We start from the raw sequence: 18,883 nt of genomic DNA on the forward strand, positions 1-18,883 counted from the left end.
TCATTCCTCCTTGCGTATGGCCTGGAAGGCCTCCTTGAGCGCCGAAACCGGCGGGTCGTCCAGGTGGGTGGGTTCGCCCAAACCATCAAGAATGATAAACCGCAACTTGTTGCCGCGGGCCTTTTTGTCCCTGTGCATGAGCGCCAGTACCTGGTCGAAGTCTCCCCCATTCCACCAGGTTCGCAAGCCTAGGGAGGAAAGAAGCTGCCGGTGGTAGTCGACCGCATCCTGATCCAGGTGGCCGGTGATCCTGGCCAACTCGGCTGCGAAGACCATGCCCACGGACACGGCCTGACCATGCCGCCAGGTGAAGTGTTCAATCTTCTCGATGGCGTGGCCCAGGGTGTGACCATAGTTGAGGAACTCCCGCAAGCCGGATTCCTTGAGGTCCACTGAGACATGCCGGGCCTTGACCTCTACGGTGCGTTCAATCAGATCCTGGACCACCGTGCCCAACCACTGGTCGGACTCCTGCCCATCGAAGGAACGAAGGGAGTCGGCCCGCTCCTCAAGTTCACTCAGAATGCCGCCGTCCATGATGAAACCAGACTTGGCCACCTCGCCCAGGCCCTCTACAAAAATCTCATTGGGCAGGGTCCGCAGGGTTCGCAGATCAGCCAGGACACCGGCAGGGGTATAGAAGCTGCCGACCAGATTCTTGCCCTGCTCCAGGTTGATGCCGGTTTTGCCTCCGGTAGAGGCATCGACCATGGCCAGCAGAGAGGTCGGACAGTTCACATAACGGATACCTCGCATCCAGGTGGCAGCGATGAACCCAGCTTGGTCTGTAGCCGCTCCCCCACCTAGTCCTACAACCGCGTCGGAACGGGTGAAACCCTCGGTGGCCAGGCGCTCCCAGATCCCCTGGCTGACCTGAATGGTCTTGCCGGCCTCCGCATCGGGAATGGTCAGATCCACCACTTGATACCCGGCCTGACGGAGGAGGGCACGGGCATGGTCCGAATGGCGCTGGACGGGCTGGGTGTGAATCAGGGCCACGCGCATGGCCTGGTCTCCAAGCATCTCATGCAACCGCCCGGTCACTCCTGCACCGATCCTGACATCGTAGGGGTCGGGACCGCTTACGTGAACCACCCGCTCAGTCAAGGCATCGGCCAGACGACGGGCCAGGGCCCGGGGGGTGGTGTTCCTGGATTTGAGGGTGATGGTGGCCAGCTCCTGGTAGACGCTGCGGCGCTCACGATAGAGGGCCATCCAGCGCTCCGATGCGGCACCGCGAAGAAGGGGGCGATGATCCGACCGAACCGCCCGACTGACCCCCTCCTCCGGGTCGATCTGCAGGTAGACCACAGCTCCGCCTGCCCGCCGATATTCCTGCAGCGCCTGAAAGACCTCGGTGCTCATTGGAGCACCTCCTCCCAAGGACAGGATTCCACCGGAAAAGTCCTTCAGCAGGTCCAGGATCACCCCGGTCTCCATGTCTCGGAAAGCCTGCTCGCCCTGAGCGTCAAAGATCTCACTGACCGATTGGCCTGCCTCTTCCTCAATGCACTGGTCCGTGTCCCGGAAGGGCGCCTTGATCAGGGTGGCTGTCTCCCTGCCCAGACGGGTCTTGCCCGCACCGGGCATGCCGATGACGACGGCCTTGGGCATGCTGTTGCTTTCAATCATGCAAGACCGCCCCTCACCGCAGATGCTCGGGCCAGGACTGAAGGTAGGCCTGGGCATTGCGCCGAACCTCTTCGAGCGAGTCGCCGCCGAACTTCTCCAAAGCGAATCGCGCCAGGGTCAGGTTCATCATAGCTTCGCCGATCACTGCAGCGGCAGGCACGGCGGTCACGTCGGAACGCTGATGGATGGCCTGGGCAGGCAGTCCGGTGGCCACATCCACCGTACGCAGAGCCCGCGGCACCGAGGAGATGGGCTTCATGGCGGCCCTCACCCTAATGGGCTGGCCATTGGACGTGCCACCCTCCAGACCGCCTGCATGGTTGCTGAGCCTGCGAATGGTGCCGTCAGGACCGGGCTCCATTTCGTCATGGGCCTGCGATCCTGGACGATCAGCCTCGCTGAATCCGTCGCCGATCTCCACGCCCTTGATGGCCTGAATGCCCATGAAGGCGCTGGCCAGGGCCGCATCCAAACGCCGGTCGTCCTCCACATAAGTGCCCAAGCCCGCAGGCACGCCATAAGCGATGACCTCGAAGACCCCACCAGCGGTGTCGCCGTCCTTCTTGATCTGATCGATTCTGGCCATCATCCGCTTCTCAGCGTCCTTGTCCAGAGTCCTGACCGGCGAGGCATCCAAGGCGGGTGCGTCCTCTGGGCCGGGCGTGACTTCATGACCCTCCAAGCCGACACCGGCTATAGAGATGACATGGGAGACAGTTCGTATGCCCAAGGCTTGCTGCAGGAAGTCGGCAGCCACCGATCCCAGAGCAACCCGGGAGGCAGTCTCCCTGGCCGAGGAACGCTCAAGTACCGGACGCGCATCTGTAAACCCATACTTGCGCATACCGGTCAGATCGGCGTGGCCGGGCCTGGGCCTGGTCAGTGGTGCATTACGACCGGTGGCCGGAGGCTCCTGATCGGCAGGCAGCTCGTCCACACTCATCACCTGCTCCCACTTGGGCCACTCAGTGTTACCGATCTCGATGGCCACTGGCGAACCGAGCGTCCGTCCATGCCTGACACCGGTCAACAGTCGCACCCGGTCCTGCTCAAAGCCCATCCTGGCCCCGCGACCATAGCCCAACCGTCGGCGAGCCAGGGCTGATTCAATATCCTTGGTGGACACGGCAACCCCGGCGGGCAGACCCTCCAACATGGCCACTAGGGCCTCTCCATGGGATTCCCCTGCCGTCTGCCAGCGCAACATATTCAAGCTCCTCGTTCGTTCCTCGTTTGCCAGGTTAGGGCTACGTATGATTATCTTAGAAGATGGTCTACCTCATCCCAGCGCCGGGACTGCTGATCGCCCTCCTCCTGGCCCTGATCGATATCCGCACCCGGCGAGTCCCACGTCTTCTGGTGCTCGTGGGACTGGTATTGCAGACCGTGGTCCTGCTGGTCTTTGCGCTAATCCGGGGTCGGATGATGCTGCTCACGCAGTGCCTGCTGCTGACTCTGGCCTCTGCAGGCCTTCAGTTTCTGCTGGCCCTGGTCCGACCCGGTGCCTTGGGGCTGGGCGACGTGACCGCCACGGGTCTGGTCGCCCTGAGCCTGTCAGTTCTGGGATGGACAACCATCCTGGTTTGGTGGTTGATGATGGGGCTGCTGGGACTGGTCGCACTGGCTTTGGTCTGGTTGGCACGCCGCCGCAGATCAGACAGAACAAACACCCCACTCTCGCTGGCCTATGTCCCGATCATCCTCGCCGCAGCGGTAACGGCCTTAATAATCAATGCCTTCTAATGCCGTATGCATCTAGTTGACAATTGAGACCTTGAAATCCAGGGAAAAAGCGCTACTCGCCCTGCTGGTTGTGCTGGGACTCCCAGGCCTTGTACTCCTTGACATCCCGGTTGAACTGATCCTGGTTGTCGCTGAACCTGGTCTCTCCTGTATCCATGTTCACAGTGACGAAATAGAGCCAGTCGCCCGACTCAGGGTGCATGACTGCTTGGATGGCCTCATCCCCAGGGCTGCCGATGGGGCCTGGAGGCAGACCCGGATGGACCCTGGTGTTGTAGGGGTCATCGGCGTTCTTCAACATGGCATCGGTCAGCTTCAAGGCGGAGACATTGTTGGAGTATGCCACGGTGCTGTCCATGCCCAAGGGCATCCCCTTGGCCAATCGGTTTTCTATGACCCGGGCCACCTTGCTGTAGTATTCCGACTTGTTGACCTCGGCCTCGGTGATGGAGGCCGTATTGAGTATGGTCTGCCGATCCTGACCACCGGGCACGCCCAACTGGTCCAGGTGCTCGATTCGCTTGGACACCAGATTGCTCAAAATGGCCTTGGCCGACCCGGCTTTGCGCACGTCGTACTCGCCAGGTTGCAGCCACCCCTCGAAGTTGCCCTGTGCCTCCTGGGGCAGGATGCCCTCGCCCTTGGCTTGAATCAGGGTGTCGAATTCGCTCTGCGGAACACCGGAAAGCTGGGCGGCCCGGGCGACCACGTCGCGGACCCGTTCGCCGGCCCGCACCTGCAGGAAGCCTCCAGCCTTGCTGCTGTCAGTCAGAATGGCAACCACATCCGAGGCCTTCATCCGCAAACGCAGATCGAAAACGCCGGGCAGAAGCCTGGATTCGGACTGGGTACTGGTGATGGCGTGCAGGAAGGCTGCCGTGGACTTGACCACCCCGGCCTTGACCAAATTGGCACCCACCTGATCAGCACCCTGACCGCTCTCGACAGTAAACTCCAGCGGCTGTCCGCCGGGACCTGGATAGTCAGGGGCGACCTCCTTGGTGGCTACGATCCTAGGGGCGCCATGACGCAGCCCGCCTACCAGAATCACTACGCATGAGGTGGCCAGCACAACAGCCAGGGCGATGATAACGATCATGATCTGCTTGCGATGCTTGCGCCTTTCGCGCCGACGGCGCATTTCACGGCGCGAATGAGGAGGACGCGGCGGCATGGCGGAAACCGGGGCCTGCCCATCGGTAACCCACTGAACTTTGTTCTGGAAGAATTCCTGCATGTCGTCGGCCAATTAGCACTCCTTGTCGGCACGTTGGTCGTCCAGGGCCGACTGCAACAGCACAACAGCGGACTGCTGATCGACCACGGGACGATGTCTTCGCCCGTCCACGCGGGCATCATATAGCTGACGATGGGCGCTGACGGTCGTCAGTCGTTCGTCTCGCAATACTACACTGGGCAGCTGCTCAGGGGCAATGTCGGCATCCTGGGCGGCCTCCTGCAGGCGTCCAGTCAATGCACGCACCCAACGGGCCGCCTTTTTTGCGCTGCGACCAGCCTGGCCGCTCAGAAGCAAGGGGTGTCCGACTACAACCTTGGAAACACACTTGTCCATAATCAGGTCTTCCACCTGGTCCAGGGCTTGGAAGTAGTCGCCCTGAACCTTGATGTTGCCAGCGGGAAAGGCCAGGGTCAGCTCCGGGTCCGACAGGGCCAGACCCACCCTGGCCTCACCAAGATCCACCCCCAGCCACACGGCTGTCTGTGATCCCACGGGAAGCTCAGCCTTCTTGGACCTGATCACTCAGGGCTTTCAAGGCCCGATCGATGGCCGAGGCATCCTGGCCGCCACCCTGGGCAAAGTCAGGCTTGCCCCCACCGCCGCCTCCCAGGACCTTGGAAGCCGTCCTGACCAAATCGCCGGCCCTGAGACCGCGGTCACGGGCCGCCTGGTTGGTGGCTACGAAGATGACGGGCTTGCCATCCTCGCTTACACCGGCCAGTGCGACCACAACCGGGTACTCCTCGCCCATGCGGGCCCGCAGGTCGGTCACCGTCTTGCGCAGAGCATCGACCGAGCCGAAATGTCCCATGTTCCGGGATGCAACCTTGACCTCGCCCGGGGCATGCAAGGCCTGGTTGGCCAGTTCGGGCACAGCCTGGGCCATCTGCTGCTCATAGGTGGCCGCCAGTCGGCGGTCGGACTCCTTGAGCTTGGCCAGCAGGGCCGAAATCCTTGACTCAAGCTCGTCAGGGCGGGCGTTGAGCTTGTCGGAAAGCTGAGAGACCAGGGCGTGCTCACGGGCGTTGTACTCGTAAGCGCCCTGGCCCACCACGGCATCCACACGACGAACACCGGTACCCACCGAGGCTTCGGACATGATGGAGACCGCACCGATCTTGCCCACGTGATCCACATGGGTTCCCCCGCAGAGCTCACGGCTCCAGCCGTCCTCGCCAATGGAGACCACACGGACCACGTCGCCGTACTTCTCCCCGAACAGATGCATGGCGCCCAGGGCGATGGCATCGTCATACTTCATCTCCTGCGCGGTCACGGCCAGGTTGTCCCGCAGGCGGTCGTTGACACGGGATTCCACCGCATCCATGGCCTGGCGGCTGGGAGCTTGCGACCATTGGAAGTCGAAACGCAGCCTGTTGGGTGCATCCTCGGAACCGCGCTGCGTGGCCTGGGGACCCAGTTCCTCTCGCAGAGCCTTATGGACCATGTGCGTGGCGGTGTGCGAGCGGGCGATGGCGCCGCGCCGGTTCCGGTCGATGGTGGCCGTGACCTTGGCCTGCAGGATCAGCGTTCCTTCAGTCAGCCGGCAGCGGTGGATGGTCAGCCCTTTGATGGGCTTTTGCACGTCGTCCACCTCCAGGACGGCTCCATCGTCGGTCAATATCTCACCCTGGTCGGCCAGCTGGCCGCCGGCCTCGGCGTAGAAGGGCGAGCGGTCCAGAATAACCTCAACCTGAGCAGGTGCCTTGACAGCCGGAACCGCCCCCTTGCCCTCCTGGATGATGCCCAGGACGGTCGAGCGGCTGGAGAAGTCGGTGTAGCCCAGGAAGACCTGAGGCTCGTCCAGACTCTTGCGCATATCGTCGTAGACACTCAGATCGACGTTGTGCCGCTTCTTCATGGCATCGGCGCGGGCCCTGGACTTCTGCTCATTCATGAGCTTTCGGAACTCGTCCTGGTCCACCTTGACACCCTGCTCGGCAGCCATCTCCAGGGTCAGCTCGATGGGGAAGCCGTAAGTGTCATGCAGGGTAAAGGCATCCTTGCCCGAAACCTCGGGGTCGCCCTTCCCGCTCTTGGCCTTGTTGACGGCCGTATCCAAAATGGTGGTCCCCTTGTCCAGGGTCCGGCGGAAGGCCAGCTCCTCGCCATAGGCCGATTCGGCCACCTCGGAGAAGGTGTCGTTGAGCTCTGGGTAGCTGGGAGCCATGGCCTCCTTGGAGACCGGGAAGAGCTGGGGCAGAACCTCCTGGTCCACGCCCAGCATCTTCATGGAGCGGATGGTCCGGCGCAGCAGACGACGCAGCACATAGCCACGGCCGACGTTGCTGGGACGGACGCCGTCGCTCATGATCATCAAAGCCGAGCGAACATGGTCAGCCACCACACGGAAGCGCACGTCATCCTGGGCGTCATCGCCGTAGTGCCGAGCGGACAGACCTTCGGCCGCCTGGATGACGGGATAGACCTCGTCGGTCTCGTAGATGTTCTGCTTGCCCTGAAGCAGGTAGGCCAGGCGCTCCAATCCGGCGCCGGTGTCGATGTTCTTGTGCTCCAGCTCGCCCACGATGTGCAGGTCGGTCTTGGAGCGGACGTTGTCCACCTCGTAGTTCTCGAAGACCAGATCCCATATTTCGATGTACCGGTTCTCATCGGCCGAGGGGCCGCCCTCCTTGCCATAAGCAGGCCCACGGTCCACATAGATTTCAGAGCAAGGGCCGCCAGGGCCGGGGCCGCCGGTGGTCCAGAAGTTGTCCTCCATGCCCAAAATTTCCATGTGCTCGGGGTCGAAGCCCTCGTTTTTCCATAGGGAGCGAGCCTCGTCATCGTCGGTGTAGGTGGTCACCCAGATCGTATCGGGGTCGAAGCCGTAGCCGCCCTGGTCCTGGGGCTTGGTCAGCAGGTCCCAGGCGTAGTGGATGGCCTCCTCCTTGAAGTAGTCCCCAAAGGAGAAGTTGCCCAGCATCTGGAAGAAGGTGCCGTGACGGGTGGTCTTACCCACCTCGTCGATGTCCAGAGTGCGCACGCACTTCTGGTTGCTGGCCATCCGGCTCTTGGGCGGGGTCTGTTCCCCCAACAGGTAGGGGATGAAGGGGACCATGCCGGCGATGGTGAAGAGCGTGGTGGGATTGGGCGAGATCAGGGATGCGGATGGGACCACCAGATGATCCTTGCCCTGGAAATAATCGAGGAAACGCTTGGCGATTTCCGATGTGCGCATGCTGCTTCTGCTCCTTCAGACCCGGTGAACGCCGACGGGCTTGCGGGTTGTCCAAATGACTCGGTTGTCCGGGGCACGAGCAGGTCGCCCGCACTCCGGACTCATAGCTGAATATGGTGATTTTACACCGACCAGGTGCATCTGTCCTGGTCTGTCCGCCCCAGGCTCAGCCCTGGAAACGGTCCAGATAGCGGCGGTCCAGCTCGTCCTGCCGCTGATGCATTGTCTGGGTGAATTGGCGCACCAGTCCGGACAAGGTCCGAGAGGCCACCTGGTCCTGGTCCTCGCCCAGAACGAATTCCCGGGCACGCTTGGGGGTATTGGCCCTCACATAGGCCTCAGCCTTGGTCACCAGGACCACGCCTGTTGTCACGCCCAACCCCAGCCAGAAGATCCGTTTGAACATCAGCGGGTCCTCCCCTCGTTCCCTTGGCCGTCATTGGCCTTTTTGGCTGTTGAGGACTGGACTCCAGCGTTGTCACGGCCTCCTGAAAGGAATGACGAAATCGTCTTGCGCAAGGCATATAGGAAGGCTGCTACTTTGATGACCGGCTTGCCCAGCATTGATCCGTACAGATCGGTTAGAGCACCGACGTTGCCTGCAGTGGTTGAGGCCGCTGCGGAGATGCGATTGACGTCAGTCAGAGTCTGGTTGAGTTGAGTGACCGTGCTGGTGGACTCGTCCAGGGTGGGCACCACATGATCGCCCGTCTGCTTGATGGTCTGCGCCAGCTGATCGAAGAGCTTCCCCAGACGAATCAGGGGATAGATCAGAAACCCCGCCAGGATAGCGAAGGCAATAGCCGCTATCAGGCCGGCAATCTGTCCTACGTCCATCTGCTACCTCTCTTCCATTGGTACGATACTGGGGACAACGCTAGCACGCGCCGTCTATCAGTCCAGGACATGACCGGCCTGTTGAAGCCGGTTCAGCGATTGAAGGACCGTACCTGCAGGGCCCGCTCAAAAGGGGCATCCGTATCGAAGTCGAATATGGTGACGCTTCCATTGCTTGGGCGGCTGCTGGTGTCATATCTGCCCCCGCCGAAGCGGTTGACCAAACTAAGCAGTGTGTTGCCGTGCGAGATCAGTAGGACGCGGTCGTCATTCTTCAGGTGCTGGCCGGAGGCAATCAGGGCGAATCCGCCGGCAATCCGCGTCCAATACTCGTTGTCGGACTCGGCATCGCCAAAGGGATCTGCCTCCTTGAGGAAGTCCCTGGTGGCTGCCAGGCCGAAACGGTCCACGATCTGCTGATAGGTGCCAGCCCCATGAGGCGCGCCTGCAGCCCACCAGGCCATGGCCATGTCCTGTCCCTCGAAATAGCCGTAGAACTGCTCACGGAAGTGGCTGTCACTGACCGGCTCAGGCTTCTTCTCCGACTGGTTCTTGTCCAGGATCCTGTGGACTGTCTCTTGGGCGCGTGTGGTGTCCGAGCAGTAGGCGGCCGCAAAGCTCACCTGGCTCAATTTGTGGCCTGCACGGTCGGCATCCTGCAGCCCCGATGAAGTCAGCGGCGAGTTGGACCATCCCTGGAGACGGTTGTAGCGATTGAAATAGGTCTGTCCATGGCGGACAGCATACAGATGGAGCAACATGCCTCTATTATCCCACCCATGCTTCGGCAGAAGCGGCAGATTTTGGTATGCAAAGGGCCCCGGACAAACCGGGGCCCCAAAGTTGCTGGCGGTCAGCGAGCGTAGAACTCGACCACGTACTGGATGTTAATCTGAACCGGAATCTCCTCCGGCTCGGGCTTGCGGACCAGACTGGCCTTCAGGGAGGCCAGGTCCACGTCCAGGTAGCCGGGGACTGCTGGCAGCACATCCCGGTGGACGCCTTCTGCTGCGATCTGGAAGGGCACCATGGTCTGGCTCTTGGGCTTGACCTGGATGGTCTGGCCGGGCTTGACCCTGTAGGAGGGCCGGTCCACGATGTTGCCGTCGACCAGGATGTGGCGGTGAACCACGTACTGACGGGCCTGAGCGGTGGTGCGGGCGATGCCGGCGCGCAGGACCAGGTTATCCAGGCGGCACTCCAGCTCGCGAAGCATTGCGGCACCGGTCTGGCCGGACTCGTGGGTGCCCCGCTCATAGGCGGCACGCAGTTGCTTCTCAGAGACGCCGTACTGGGCGCGCAGCCTCTGCTTCTCCCGCAGACGAACGGCGTAATCGGACTCGGTGCGACGACGGCTGCGGCCGTGCTCGCCGGGGCCATAGGGGCGCTTCTCGAACAGGCGCTGGGCCTTGGGCGTCAGGGCAATGCCCAGAGCACGGGACAGGCGGACCTGCCGACGTGCACGCTGAATGTTAGTCATTGATGCAATCCTTACTTGCTTCTGTCGTTATCTGAACGAAGACGGCCGGAACCGTCGAGTCAGGCCTCTCCAATGCTTCACCGTGCCAAGCACGAACGACCTTGCGGCCGCCGACCCATTGATGGGCTGAGACTCCAGATAGATTCACGCACAAATGCGCAAACCAAGTGTTTATTAAACCACATGTGCCTGACCTGCCAGAGGAGAGTGTTGTGATATATTCATACCAACGGTCGGTATGAAATTGACGCAGGAATGGCAGCCTCACCATCCAATCGACGACGGCTCATCATCATCGACCTGAAAGGAAAACGACCATGGCCCGCAACGCACACCCTGAGCTGACGCAGGAACGAATCATCAAAGCCGCAACCGGGCTCTTCACCAGCCGGGGCTACGACAAAACCAGCATGCAGGACATCATCGATGCGACCGGAGGCTTGAGCAAGGGAGCCGTCTACCATCACTTCCAGTCCAAGGAAGACCTCTTTGATGCCGTGGCCGATAGGTTGATGAGGACCATGAGCGAGACAACCGACAAGACCCGACCCCGGACGGAACAAGGCACGGCATTGGAGCAGCTGCAGTCGCTCTTCTCCCCCGGGCGAGCGCAAAAGAGACTGGAGGCCGCGGAGCTGATGTTCCGCAAATTCAATCCAAAGGCTAATCCCAAGATGATCGGCATGGAATTCACCGCCATGGTGGACGAGCGGGACGACTTTGTCGATCTCTTGAAACAAGGCAATCAGGACGGCTCACTGCACGTGGACCACGTCAAACAAGCCGCGGAGATTCTCCGCTTGCTGGCCAACATGTGGCTGCTGCCTTTCTTTCGCCGTGGTAGGCAGGCTGAACTACGCACCAGAGCCGCCTGTTTCTTCACGATCATGCAAAGCTTGGGTATCCCCCTGCAAGACCAGGGATTCTCCGACTCGCTGGCATCCTTCGGTACCGACACCAAAGGCAACAACAAGGAAAAGACTGAAAGCGAAGGCAGTATATGAACCCGCCCGCTAGCGGCCAAACCTCAAACATGGGCCACTCCAAGGGCAAGGGGCTGCTGACACTGCCATTCATTGCTCTTCTGACGACTGAGATTCTATCTAATCTAGGGCAAACATGCTTGGTCTTCGCCCTCCCACTTCACCTGCTCAACATCTCAGGATCGGCATCACTTTATGGCATGGCATCCGCTCTGGCAGTCCTTCCATCCATTCTCCTGACCCCCCTGGGCGGAGCTCTGGCCGACCGGTTGCACAAGCAGTCCACCATGGCAGTCCTGGACGTTCTGTCGGCATTGACAGCACTCTTGTACATCCTGATCAGCCGCAAGATCGACCCGGTTTTTTTGACCGTGGCCTGCATGATGCTGGTCAATGCCTATAGGGCCTGTTACAGCCCAACGGTGCAAGCAGCCCTCCACTGCCTGGTAGACAGAAAAGACCTGACCCGCGCATCAGCCCTGGTGTCCCAGGCGATCTCCCTCGTAGGAATGATCGGACCAGTATTGGCCGGCATGGTCATGGGCTTCTTCGGAATCGTGCAAGTAGTCGGGGTTGCTGCCTTGGTATGTCTTCTTTCTGCCGTCTGGATCAGAATTGCGGTCAGGATTCCCGAACCAGCACAGGGCACCTCCCAAGGTCCGAGGGCACTGGTGAGCCATCTGGTCGCGGACACCAAAGCTGCGGCACAATTTCTGGTCCGGCATGGCAACCTCAAAGTGGTCATAGGACTCAGTCTGGCGGCCAACTTGATCTTTGCCTCCTACGTCAACGTGGCACTACCATATATGGTCACTCGTACGCTGGGTCTGAACAATGCCATGCAGGGGCTGGCCGAAGGAATACTGGCCTGCGGGAGCCTGCTTGGAGCCATCTTGGTGTCCATCCGCCCAACCTGGTTCTATCTGCAACGGATACCCATGCTGCTTTCGGGCAGCGCCCTGGTCCTCCTGCCCATTGCCGCAGGGCTGCTTCTGCATTTGCCTACTCGTGTCCTCTTCGCCCTGGTCACCGGGTGCATGGCTCTGGCTGCGGGAGTGGTGCAGACGGTCAACATCACCTCCCTTTCCTATGAGCAGATTCATACCCCTGTAGGGCTGATAGGCAAGGTGATAGGACTGACCAACAGCCTATGCATGTGCGCGATTCCACTGGGACAGGCCGCCTTCGGCCCGCTGATCGACCACTGCCCCATGACCCTGATCATCGCTGGGGTGGTCACGGTGACACTGCTGACATGTGTGATTGCCAGGCTTGCCATGAATCCGGACGAATAAATGGCATGGCATATGCCCTTTTTTGAATGCCGCGCCGGCGCTTTTCGACATTGGCGACCAAAGGTCCATTACTTAGCGACGTAGACACATAAGCATCTCAATAAGGCTGACAGGCCTTACTTTGTTGAGGGTACTGTCTTGCAAATCTTCTGAGTGAAGGCTTCGCGGCGTTCAGGTGTATCAACCTTCGAGTCTATGCGGCCCAGAATGCTGGCCCCGGTGAATTTGATACCGCAGAATTTCAGGATGGAGTACTTCCATCGGGTCACGGTTGAGCCATACATCTTGGAGACGAAGGCCGGCCCATGGCTGCTGCTGATAATTTGCGCCGTCTTGCCTCTGAGCAGCCCCTCCGATTTAAGGCTGCTTTCATACCGGTATGCAAATTGTGGCGTGAGTACCCTATCTAACCAGCCCTTGAGGATGGCCGGTTCACCTGCCCACCAAATGGGGAAGACAAAGACCAGATGGTCGGCTCGGGCGACCATGCTTTGATAACGCTTAGGTGCTGATTCGTCTTCCATGTGCTTGACATAGCCGTAGCGAAGCACCGGGTCGAAGTCTTCCTGGCTGAGGTCGATCATTTCGACCGTGTGGCCTTTACGCCGGGCAGCTTGTGCATAAGCCTGGGCGTTGGTATGGCTGAAACTACCTTCATAGGGTGATCCTTGAATAACGAGTATGTTCATATCGTTTACTTCTTCAGTTATGCTGCATCTAGTTTAGGCGCTATCGAAAACCTCTGCCGACTCTATTATCTAAAATAATTTAATATTTGGTAGATTATCATAAGCAAAACTGTTGACAGAAAGATGATATGAATGCAGGAAAACTACCCAATCATACTTGGGTCGGAACTGACAGGAGCGACCAGGGTGGCGCGAGTGCGGGTGAGGCGTGAGACCATGAGACCGACACAGGCATAGGCCAGAGCGAACAGGGCAACCACGATCAGCGGAAGACCCCAAGAGGTCAGACCTGCTGCACGTGAATCCATGATTGATTGGACAGTGGTGTTGTACCACCAGCCAGGAGTCAATTTGCCGATGGTCTGCATGACCGGAGGCAGGGGGCCTCCCGAACTTGACCCGGAGGTGAACATAACCACCAAGCCGAAGATGACCCCTACCGAGTTTATAAGAGAAGAGGAAGGATTGAACTGAGCAAGCATGAATCCAAAGGAGGCCGCCGACACAGCGAATATCAGCATGACGAAAAAGCTCAGCAGCACCCTCCCCCAGCCAAGCGAAGCCAAAGACACCCCTGACGCCGCCATGCTGAAGGCGACGAGTGCCACGTAATATATCCAGGAGAAGCCTGCGAGGATGAGGGCTGCCGTGAGCTCCTGTCCGTTCAGGCTACTTGAACGCATTGGAGAGGCAAGCAGGCGTCGATGTCGGTCGGGAGAGCTGAAGGCTCCGAAAAGCGTAGCAACACAGACCGTCAGCGCTGTCATCAAGGGAAAGGCAGCCAGGCCGACGGTGGTGGCGAAACCTTCCAAGAGGGCGCCATGGTCATCATCCTTTGGGCTGGCATGGATGCCCACATGTGGCTGGTTGCTGGCATAGTGCGATACTGCATAGGCAGCCGCATCCTTGATCGCAGCAGACGAATGCAGCTCCATGGGACCGTTTTGGCCCAGATCTGGCAGCAGAGCAGTACGAAGAGCATCGAAATAACTGTCCACCTGCAGTTGTGCCAAACTGCCGCGGCTGGAATTATAGGAGGCAGCTGTTTCAACTTTAGGGAAACCAGGGGCTTTGCTACCGCTGTGAGCTTGGGCAGCAGTATTTTCAAGCGCATCAAGAAAGCGCTGGCCATATTCCGCTGGAATGATGACGGTCAAATCGCTTTTGCCGGATACGTTGGCATCCTGCAGGGCCTGGGGACTATCTTCGACTGTCACCAGTTGGGCCGACTTGCCCAGATACCGCTCCAGACCTTGGCCCAGCGCACAACCAACCTGGTTGCCGTGGTCCCTGTTAATAACGACTATTTTCGCCTTCGCGGGTTCAAAGCGACCAACCGAGCTTGAGGCATTGGCACGTACCGCGGCCTGCATGTTCGTGGAACCGATGACAATCATGATGAGGCTCATGCCCACCAGATACAAGAGGAGGTAGAACTTATGCGCCCAGATGACGCGCAGCGCTGTTTTACAAGTATTCATAACGTTGTTTCCTTAGGAACAGACCGCAAATGGCCAGGAAGATGGCGGCCATGATAGCCAGGATGCCGCAGGTGCGGGCAAAGGGTGCCAGGCTGTCGTAGTAGACGATGTCGTAGAAGAGGTTGGAGACCTGCTTGACAGGGTTGATCAGGTGGAGGATCGGAGCATGCTCCTGGATGGCGTTATTAAGGTCCATAGCCAGGCTACCGTAGAGGCCGATAAAGGCACTCAGCGTGCAGTCGATGCCTATGACCAGGCCAACCTTCGTTTCGGTGGAAAGTTTAGGGATCGCTCCCATCATAGAGCCGAAAGCGGTAGCCATAAAGGTGCCCACGGCGATGGCCATGAGGGCTATCGGGTCACGACCACCGGTTTGCACGCCGCAGACTGTGCGGACGAAGATGTAGGCGACCAGAAGGCTGACTGCGGAGAAGAGCCAGGAGGCCAGGAAGGCGCCCGCTGCCTGCCGCCACTTGGAGCTGGGAGAACTGGCCCGTCGGGCTCCCAGGGCTGAAAGGTTGGGCTGAGTCCTGGCAATCATCTCTGCTGCGGTGCTGGCGCCGATAAGGCAGGCCATAGCGAGCACGGCAAAGAAGTAAGGTGCGGTCATCGAAGGATTGATATGGGTCAGACGGATTTGCTTAGTGTAGGTCTGTCGGGCGGATTGCAGCAGTATTTGAGTATTTGGCAAGGCCAAGGTTGACCTTGCAGCGTTGGCCTGATTGAAGCTGACTAGCGAGGCGGAGAGAATGGAGACCGTTATGCCTTCTGAGGCAGTTGAGTCGGATTGGATGTTGGCGGCTTCACGATCGGACAGGACCATGTTGACCCGTCCGTCAGAACCAGCGTACAGGTAGCCGATGTCCTTCTGACTATCCAGACGTGTGTCTGCTTCGGCCCTGGAAGCCACCGTCGTCGGGATAAGCAGCTGAGTGTCATCGGACCCGGCCTTGGGTTTCTTCGATAGTGATGAAACCAATTCGTCAGCGCCCAGGCTGGCTTTCCAGTTGGCGTCAGAGACTATGGCGAAATGTTGCGCCTCGGCAGAGTAACCGTCTTGCAGGTTGCCCATGATGCCCAGCATCAGAGCGGCCAATATGACTGGAAAGGCCAGTACCCAGAAGAGGGAGGAGGTATTGCGTATCGAGGTCTTGACGTTGATCAGGAATGAGTTCCACATAGATATGTGCTCCTTACGGCAATTGAGCCTAGGGACCGCGCTCAGTCGCGTAGTTCCTTGCCGGTCAGTTCCAGAAACACGTCGTTCAGGGATGGCGGACGGCTGGTCAGGTGGCCGTAGCTGGTCTGGGTGGATTCCAGGACCGTCAGCACATCCTGCAAGTTGTGCTCGCCCTGCCGGCAGTGGATAACCAATTCCTTGCCGTCATAATCGACGGACTGGGCCAGAGGCAGAGCACGGATCTTGGCCAGTGTAGACTCCTTCAAATCCAGTGTCTCGACAGTGACCTGCTCGCCGGCCTGGACCATGCCCTTGAGCTCCTCAGCAGTGCCTAGGGCAATCTGTCGGCCGTGGTCCATGATCATGATGCGCGTGCAAATCTGCTCCACCTCCTCCATGTAATGGCTGGTGTAAACTACGGTGGCCCCCTGGGCGTTCAGCCGCTCGATACCTTCCAGGATGGCGTTGCGGCTCTGGGGATCCACGGCGACGGTGGGCTCGTCAAAGAAGATGAGGTCGGGCTGATGGGCGATGCCACAGGCGATGTTGAGCCTGCGCAACAGACCGCCCGACAGCTTGCCGGGGCGGAACCTGCGGAAGTCGCCCAGCCCTACGAAGTCTATGGCCTGTTCCACCAGCTCCTTGCGGTCGGCCTTCTTAGGCACATAGAGGGAGCAAAAATAGTCGATGTTCTCCTGCACGTTCAGTTCGTTGAAAACAGCCACATTCTGAGGAACCACGCCGATATGACTTTTGAGGTCATAGGAGGTCGGGGTCATCTCATGCCCGAATATCCGAACCGTCCCCGATTCAAAGCTGAGCAGGGCCAGTATGCAGTTGATGGCGGTTGACTTGCCTGAACCATTGGGACCAAGCAGTCCGAAAACTTCGCCTCGATTGACTTCCATGTCGAAGTGGTCCAAGGCCACCATGTCACCGTAGCGCTTCACCAATGCATTGACCTTCAGGGCCGGCTCTTGCTCACGTGAACTGTTCATGATTCCATCATCCCAGCTACAACTGGCCCAACACCATGACAGCCGTCATCAATGTTGTGGATGCTCAAATCAGACCAATGACATTTGTCATGGGTAGTCCTGCCTTCGGATAGGCTCAGGAACGGGTAGCCCGCCAATTACTATTTGAGACAATAGGGCAACAGGGCGAGGAGACATTCATGGGCAGGATAGCTGGCTGGCTGGTCCTGCTTGGTCTGGGGACCTTATGCGGATCATGGTATGGTTCAGAGATTTCAGGAATCCTGATCGCAGGCCTCTTGGCCTCAGTAGCCGCAGGAGCCCTGTGCGAATGGCTGTTGCCAGCGCCGGGTTCCATGTGGGGTGGCGCTCTGGTGTCGCTTTTGGCAACATTTATACCAGACTGGCTTTTCTTCTTGCCAGCGCTGGCTTTTGAGGCGGGGGTCGGACTCGGAAGCATGGTCCCGGCTACCGGGTCAGTCGGTATGAAGGTCCCCCAGACCAAGGACTCTGGGCTGGTCTGGCCCAGGCTGCTCTTAGCCTTGCTGCCGGCATTCTTTTGGCTGATACCTGGCATGGCCGACCTCATACAGTTCAGAGGCCTCCCCCAACGCTATGCCCTGCTGGCTTTATTGACCTCAGCACTGGCGCAAGGCGGCGGACTGACGTGCGCGCACTTGGCCGTAGCTAAGGGTCGTGTATGGCAGATTGAAGACACCGAGCGCTACAGGATCCGCCAACTGCATGGCCGCATCAACGACCTGGACGAGGAGCGGGCCCAGGCGACCCGGATGGCACACTTAACCGAGCGGACCCGGATTGCCCGAGATATTCATGACAATGTAGGCCACCTACTCACTCGAGCCATCATGCAGACCCAGGCTGGCCGGGTGGTTGCTCAGAGCAAAGGCGATCAGAGTACCGAGCAAGTCTTTGATAGTGTCGGAAAGACTTTAGACGAAGCAATGACCACAATTCGTCGTTCGGTGCATGACTTGGAGGATGAGGGCACCGACTTCGCATCCCAGATGGAGGATGCCAGCTCCGAGGCTTCTATGGGGCGGCTACAGGTCGATCTGAACAACGGCATTAAGACAGCGCCTGCACCGGTGTGCCGTTGCCTGGCCAGCATTGTTCGTGAGGCCCTTACCAATACGGTCCGCCACTCTTCGGCCAAGTCGGCACAGGTCATTCTGCGCGACCTACCGGCCTTCTGGCAGATGGTGGTTCAAGACGACGGCGGAATTCAGCACTCGCAACCTGACAGCTCGCGTCATAAGAAACCAGAGCTCCGGCGCGGCATGGGGCTGGCCGATATAGAGGCCAGGGCCAGAGCCCTGGGCGGCACAACCAACAGCGGACCCAACCGAAAAGGATGGAAGGTCTTCGTATCCTTGCCAAAGGAGCCCTGGTTCAACCGCAGTGCAACTGAGCACGTAGAGGATAGGAAGGTAATGGCATGAAAGTCGCTATCGCTGATGACGATCCGATCGTCTGCTCGTCCCTGTCAACAATTTTGACGGCAACCGGCGCTGCAGACGTGCTCTGGACTGCCAATGACGGTCAGGCAACCCTGGATTGTTACCAGGCAGCTGATGGGAGGCCTGACGTGCTGCTGCTTGATGTGCAGATGCCTGGCATGGATGGCCTGGAGGCGGCGGAGCGCATCATCGCCATGGATTCGACTGCACGAGTGCTCTTTCTGACCACCTTTGCGGACAAGGAGTATATTTTCCGCGCCCTGGCCTTGGGTGCCAAGGGCTATGTGATCAAGCAGGACGTGGCTTCAGTGGTGCCGGCCCTGCAAGCTGTGATGGCTGGTCAGACGGTTCTTGGCGCTGAAGCAGTGGCTAATCTCTCACTTGGCAAGCAAGAGGAGCAGACGCAAAAAGATCCAGCCGACCCTCGCCCCAGACGCTTCCAAACACTGACGGACCGCGAACGTGAAATCGTCGCTCTTGTGGCCGATGGCCTCGATAATCAGGCCATCGCCAGGCGGCTCTATCTCAGCGAGGGCACCGTCCGCAATCACATTTCCGCTATCCTAGCCAAGACCAACCTGGGCAACCGGACCCAGCTCGCCGTAGAATGGCTATCCTTGCAAGAGAGATGAGCGCATAGGTTCGGCGGTCTCGCCCCCTGGACAGGCTCCGAGTCGTGATCGT

The 18,883-nt window shown here is 59.4% G+C and carries 18 protein-coding genes; 5 read left to right on the forward strand and 13 right to left on the reverse strand.

Features of this window, described 5'->3' with window-relative positions:
- Both H3V09_RS02665 and aroC read right to left on the reverse strand, forming a co-directional pair.
- Entirely contained in the window at nt 1–1,632 is a 1,632-nt protein-coding gene (locus tag H3V09_RS02665) for a bifunctional shikimate kinase/3-dehydroquinate synthase (RefSeq protein WP_198190846.1), read from the reverse strand.
- Between the two features lie 13 nt (nt 1,633–1,645).
- Entirely contained in the window at nt 1,646–2,839 is a 1,194-nt protein-coding gene (aroC, locus tag H3V09_RS02670) for a chorismate synthase (protein WP_046322975.1), read from the reverse strand.
- A 62-nt stretch (nt 2,840–2,901) separates the two neighbouring features.
- On the opposite strand from aroC, the gene H3V09_RS02675 reads away from it, so the two are divergent.
- Nucleotides 2,902–3,375 carry a prepilin peptidase gene (locus H3V09_RS02675; protein ID WP_046322976.1) on the forward strand — a complete coding sequence of 158 codons (474 nt, stop codon included), beginning with the start codon at nt 2,902–2,904 and terminating at the stop codon, nt 3,373–3,375.
- 52 nt (nt 3,376–3,427) lie between these two features.
- On the opposite strand, the gene mltG is transcribed toward H3V09_RS02675, so the two are convergent.
- The 7 genes from mltG to rpsD all read right to left on the reverse strand — a co-directional run bounded on the left by mltG (nt 3,428) and on the right by rpsD (nt 10,113).
- The gene (gene mltG / locus H3V09_RS02680) at nt 3,428–4,624 is read right to left on the reverse strand and encodes an endolytic transglycosylase MltG (protein WP_232339342.1); all 1,197 of its coding nucleotides are present in this window, start codon (nt 4,622–4,624) and stop codon (nt 3,428–3,430) included.
- On the reverse strand, nt 4,625–5,107 hold the full coding sequence (gene ruvX, locus H3V09_RS02685; protein WP_082097851.1) for a Holliday junction resolvase RuvX: 483 nt from the start codon (nt 5,105–5,107) through the stop codon (nt 4,625–4,627).
- A 7-nt stretch (nt 5,108–5,114) separates the two neighbouring features.
- Nucleotides 5,115–7,796, reverse strand: coding sequence for an alanine--tRNA ligase (gene alaS, locus H3V09_RS02690; RefSeq protein WP_198190847.1), 2,682 nt, complete (start codon nt 7,794–7,796; stop codon nt 5,115–5,117).
- A gap of 166 nt (nt 7,797–7,962) precedes the next feature.
- On the reverse strand, nt 7,963–8,202 hold the full coding sequence (locus H3V09_RS02695; RefSeq protein WP_046322979.1) for a hypothetical protein: 240 nt from the start codon (nt 8,200–8,202) through the stop codon (nt 7,963–7,965).
- Nucleotides 8,202–8,633, reverse strand: a complete 432-nt coding sequence (locus tag H3V09_RS02700) for a DUF948 domain-containing protein (protein WP_198190848.1) — start codon at nt 8,631–8,633, stop codon at nt 8,202–8,204. Before H3V09_RS02700 ends, H3V09_RS02695 begins: the two co-directional genes overlap by 1 nt.
- Before the next feature lie 92 nt (nt 8,634–8,725).
- Nucleotides 8,726–9,394 carry a histidine phosphatase family protein gene (locus tag H3V09_RS02705; RefSeq protein WP_198190849.1) on the reverse strand — a complete coding sequence of 223 codons (669 nt, stop codon included), beginning with the start codon at nt 9,392–9,394 and terminating at the stop codon, nt 8,726–8,728.
- Between the two features lie 92 nt (nt 9,395–9,486).
- A complete protein-coding gene (gene rpsD / locus H3V09_RS02710) occupies nt 9,487–10,113 on the reverse strand; it encodes a 30S ribosomal protein S4 (protein ID WP_015021916.1) in 627 nt (208 codons plus the stop codon).
- Nucleotides 10,114–10,430: 317 nt separating this feature from the next.
- Between rpsD and H3V09_RS02715 the strand changes: the two genes are divergently transcribed.
- Nucleotides 10,431–11,117, forward strand: coding sequence for a TetR/AcrR family transcriptional regulator (locus tag H3V09_RS02715; RefSeq protein ID WP_198190850.1), 687 nt, complete (start codon nt 10,431–10,433; stop codon nt 11,115–11,117).
- The gene (locus tag H3V09_RS02720) at nt 11,114–12,391 is read left to right on the forward strand and encodes an MFS transporter (RefSeq protein ID WP_198190851.1); all 1,278 of its coding nucleotides are present in this window, start codon (nt 11,114–11,116) and stop codon (nt 12,389–12,391) included. The genes H3V09_RS02715 and H3V09_RS02720 overlap by 4 nt, the downstream gene beginning before the upstream one ends.
- A 116-nt stretch (nt 12,392–12,507) precedes the next feature.
- Here H3V09_RS02720 and H3V09_RS02725 read toward each other — a convergent pair whose 3' ends face one another.
- From H3V09_RS02725 to H3V09_RS02740, 4 genes are all read right to left on the reverse strand, one after another.
- Nucleotides 12,508–13,080 carry an NAD(P)H-dependent oxidoreductase gene (locus H3V09_RS02725; protein WP_144177169.1) on the reverse strand — a complete coding sequence of 191 codons (573 nt, stop codon included), beginning with the start codon at nt 13,078–13,080 and terminating at the stop codon, nt 12,508–12,510.
- Between the two features lie 143 nt (nt 13,081–13,223).
- On the reverse strand, nt 13,224–14,561 hold the full coding sequence (locus H3V09_RS02730; RefSeq protein WP_198190852.1) for an ABC transporter permease: 1,338 nt from the start codon (nt 14,559–14,561) through the stop codon (nt 13,224–13,226).
- On the reverse strand, nt 14,548–15,741 hold the full coding sequence (locus tag H3V09_RS02735; protein ID WP_198190853.1) for an ABC transporter permease: 1,194 nt from the start codon (nt 15,739–15,741) through the stop codon (nt 14,548–14,550). Before H3V09_RS02735 ends, H3V09_RS02730 begins: the two co-directional genes overlap by 14 nt.
- 41 nt (nt 15,742–15,782) lie before the next feature.
- Entirely contained in the window at nt 15,783–16,739 is a 957-nt protein-coding gene (locus tag H3V09_RS02740) for an ABC transporter ATP-binding protein (RefSeq protein WP_198190854.1), read from the reverse strand.
- Nucleotides 16,740–16,918: 179 nt separating this feature from the next.
- On the opposite strand from H3V09_RS02740, the gene H3V09_RS02745 reads away from it, so the two are divergent.
- Nucleotides 16,919–18,181 (forward strand): histidine kinase, encoded by a 1,263-nt coding sequence (locus H3V09_RS02745; protein WP_198190855.1) that lies wholly within the window; start codon nt 16,919–16,921, stop codon nt 18,179–18,181.
- On the forward strand, nt 18,178–18,831 hold the full coding sequence (locus H3V09_RS02750; RefSeq protein WP_198190856.1) for a response regulator transcription factor: 654 nt from the start codon (nt 18,178–18,180) through the stop codon (nt 18,829–18,831). Before H3V09_RS02745 ends, H3V09_RS02750 begins: the two co-directional genes overlap by 4 nt.
- Nucleotides 18,832–18,883: the final 52 nt, after the last annotated feature.

This window comes from Bifidobacterium sp. M0399, assembly GCF_016100595.1.
Classification (GTDB): Bacteria; Actinomycetota; Actinomycetes; order Actinomycetales; family Bifidobacteriaceae; genus Bombiscardovia; species Bombiscardovia polysaccharolytica.

Excerpts from the sequence above, each read along its gene's own strand:
- H3V09_RS02665 (WP_198190846.1), bottom strand. The coding sequence starts at position 1,632 with ATGATTGAAAGCAACAGCATGCCCAAGGCCGTCGTCATCGGCATGCCC.
- aroC (WP_046322975.1), bottom strand. The coding sequence starts at position 2,839 with ATGTTGCGCTGGCAGACGGCAGGGGAATCCCATGGAGAGGCCCTAGTG.
- H3V09_RS02675 (WP_046322976.1), top strand. The coding sequence starts at position 2,902 with ATGGTCTACCTCATCCCAGCGCCGGGACTGCTGATCGCCCTCCTCCTG.
- alaS (WP_198190847.1), bottom strand. The coding sequence starts at position 7,796 with ATGCGCACATCGGAAATCGCCAAGCGTTTCCTCGATTATTTCCAGGGC.
- H3V09_RS02695 (WP_046322979.1), bottom strand. The coding sequence starts at position 8,202 with ATGTTCAAACGGATCTTCTGGCTGGGGTTGGGCGTGACAACAGGCGTG.
- H3V09_RS02700 (WP_198190848.1), bottom strand. The coding sequence starts at position 8,633 with ATGGACGTAGGACAGATTGCCGGCCTGATAGCGGCTATTGCCTTCGCT.
- H3V09_RS02705 (WP_198190849.1), bottom strand. The coding sequence starts at position 9,394 with ATGTTGCTCCATCTGTATGCTGTCCGCCATGGACAGACCTATTTCAAT.
- rpsD (WP_015021916.1), bottom strand. The coding sequence starts at position 10,113 with ATGACTAACATTCAGCGTGCACGTCGGCAGGTCCGCCTGTCCCGTGCT.
- H3V09_RS02715 (WP_198190850.1), top strand. The coding sequence starts at position 10,431 with ATGGCCCGCAACGCACACCCTGAGCTGACGCAGGAACGAATCATCAAA.
- H3V09_RS02720 (WP_198190851.1), top strand. The coding sequence starts at position 11,114 with ATGAACCCGCCCGCTAGCGGCCAAACCTCAAACATGGGCCACTCCAAG.
- H3V09_RS02725 (WP_144177169.1), bottom strand. The coding sequence starts at position 13,080 with ATGAACATACTCGTTATTCAAGGATCACCCTATGAAGGTAGTTTCAGC.
- H3V09_RS02730 (WP_198190852.1), bottom strand. The coding sequence starts at position 14,561 with ATGAATACTTGTAAAACAGCGCTGCGCGTCATCTGGGCGCATAAGTTC.
- H3V09_RS02735 (WP_198190853.1), bottom strand. The coding sequence starts at position 15,741 with ATGTGGAACTCATTCCTGATCAACGTCAAGACCTCGATACGCAATACC.
- H3V09_RS02740 (WP_198190854.1), bottom strand. The coding sequence starts at position 16,739 with ATGAACAGTTCACGTGAGCAAGAGCCGGCCCTGAAGGTCAATGCATTG.
- H3V09_RS02745 (WP_198190855.1), top strand. The coding sequence starts at position 16,919 with ATGGGCAGGATAGCTGGCTGGCTGGTCCTGCTTGGTCTGGGGACCTTA.
- H3V09_RS02750 (WP_198190856.1), top strand. The coding sequence starts at position 18,178 with ATGAAAGTCGCTATCGCTGATGACGATCCGATCGTCTGCTCGTCCCTG.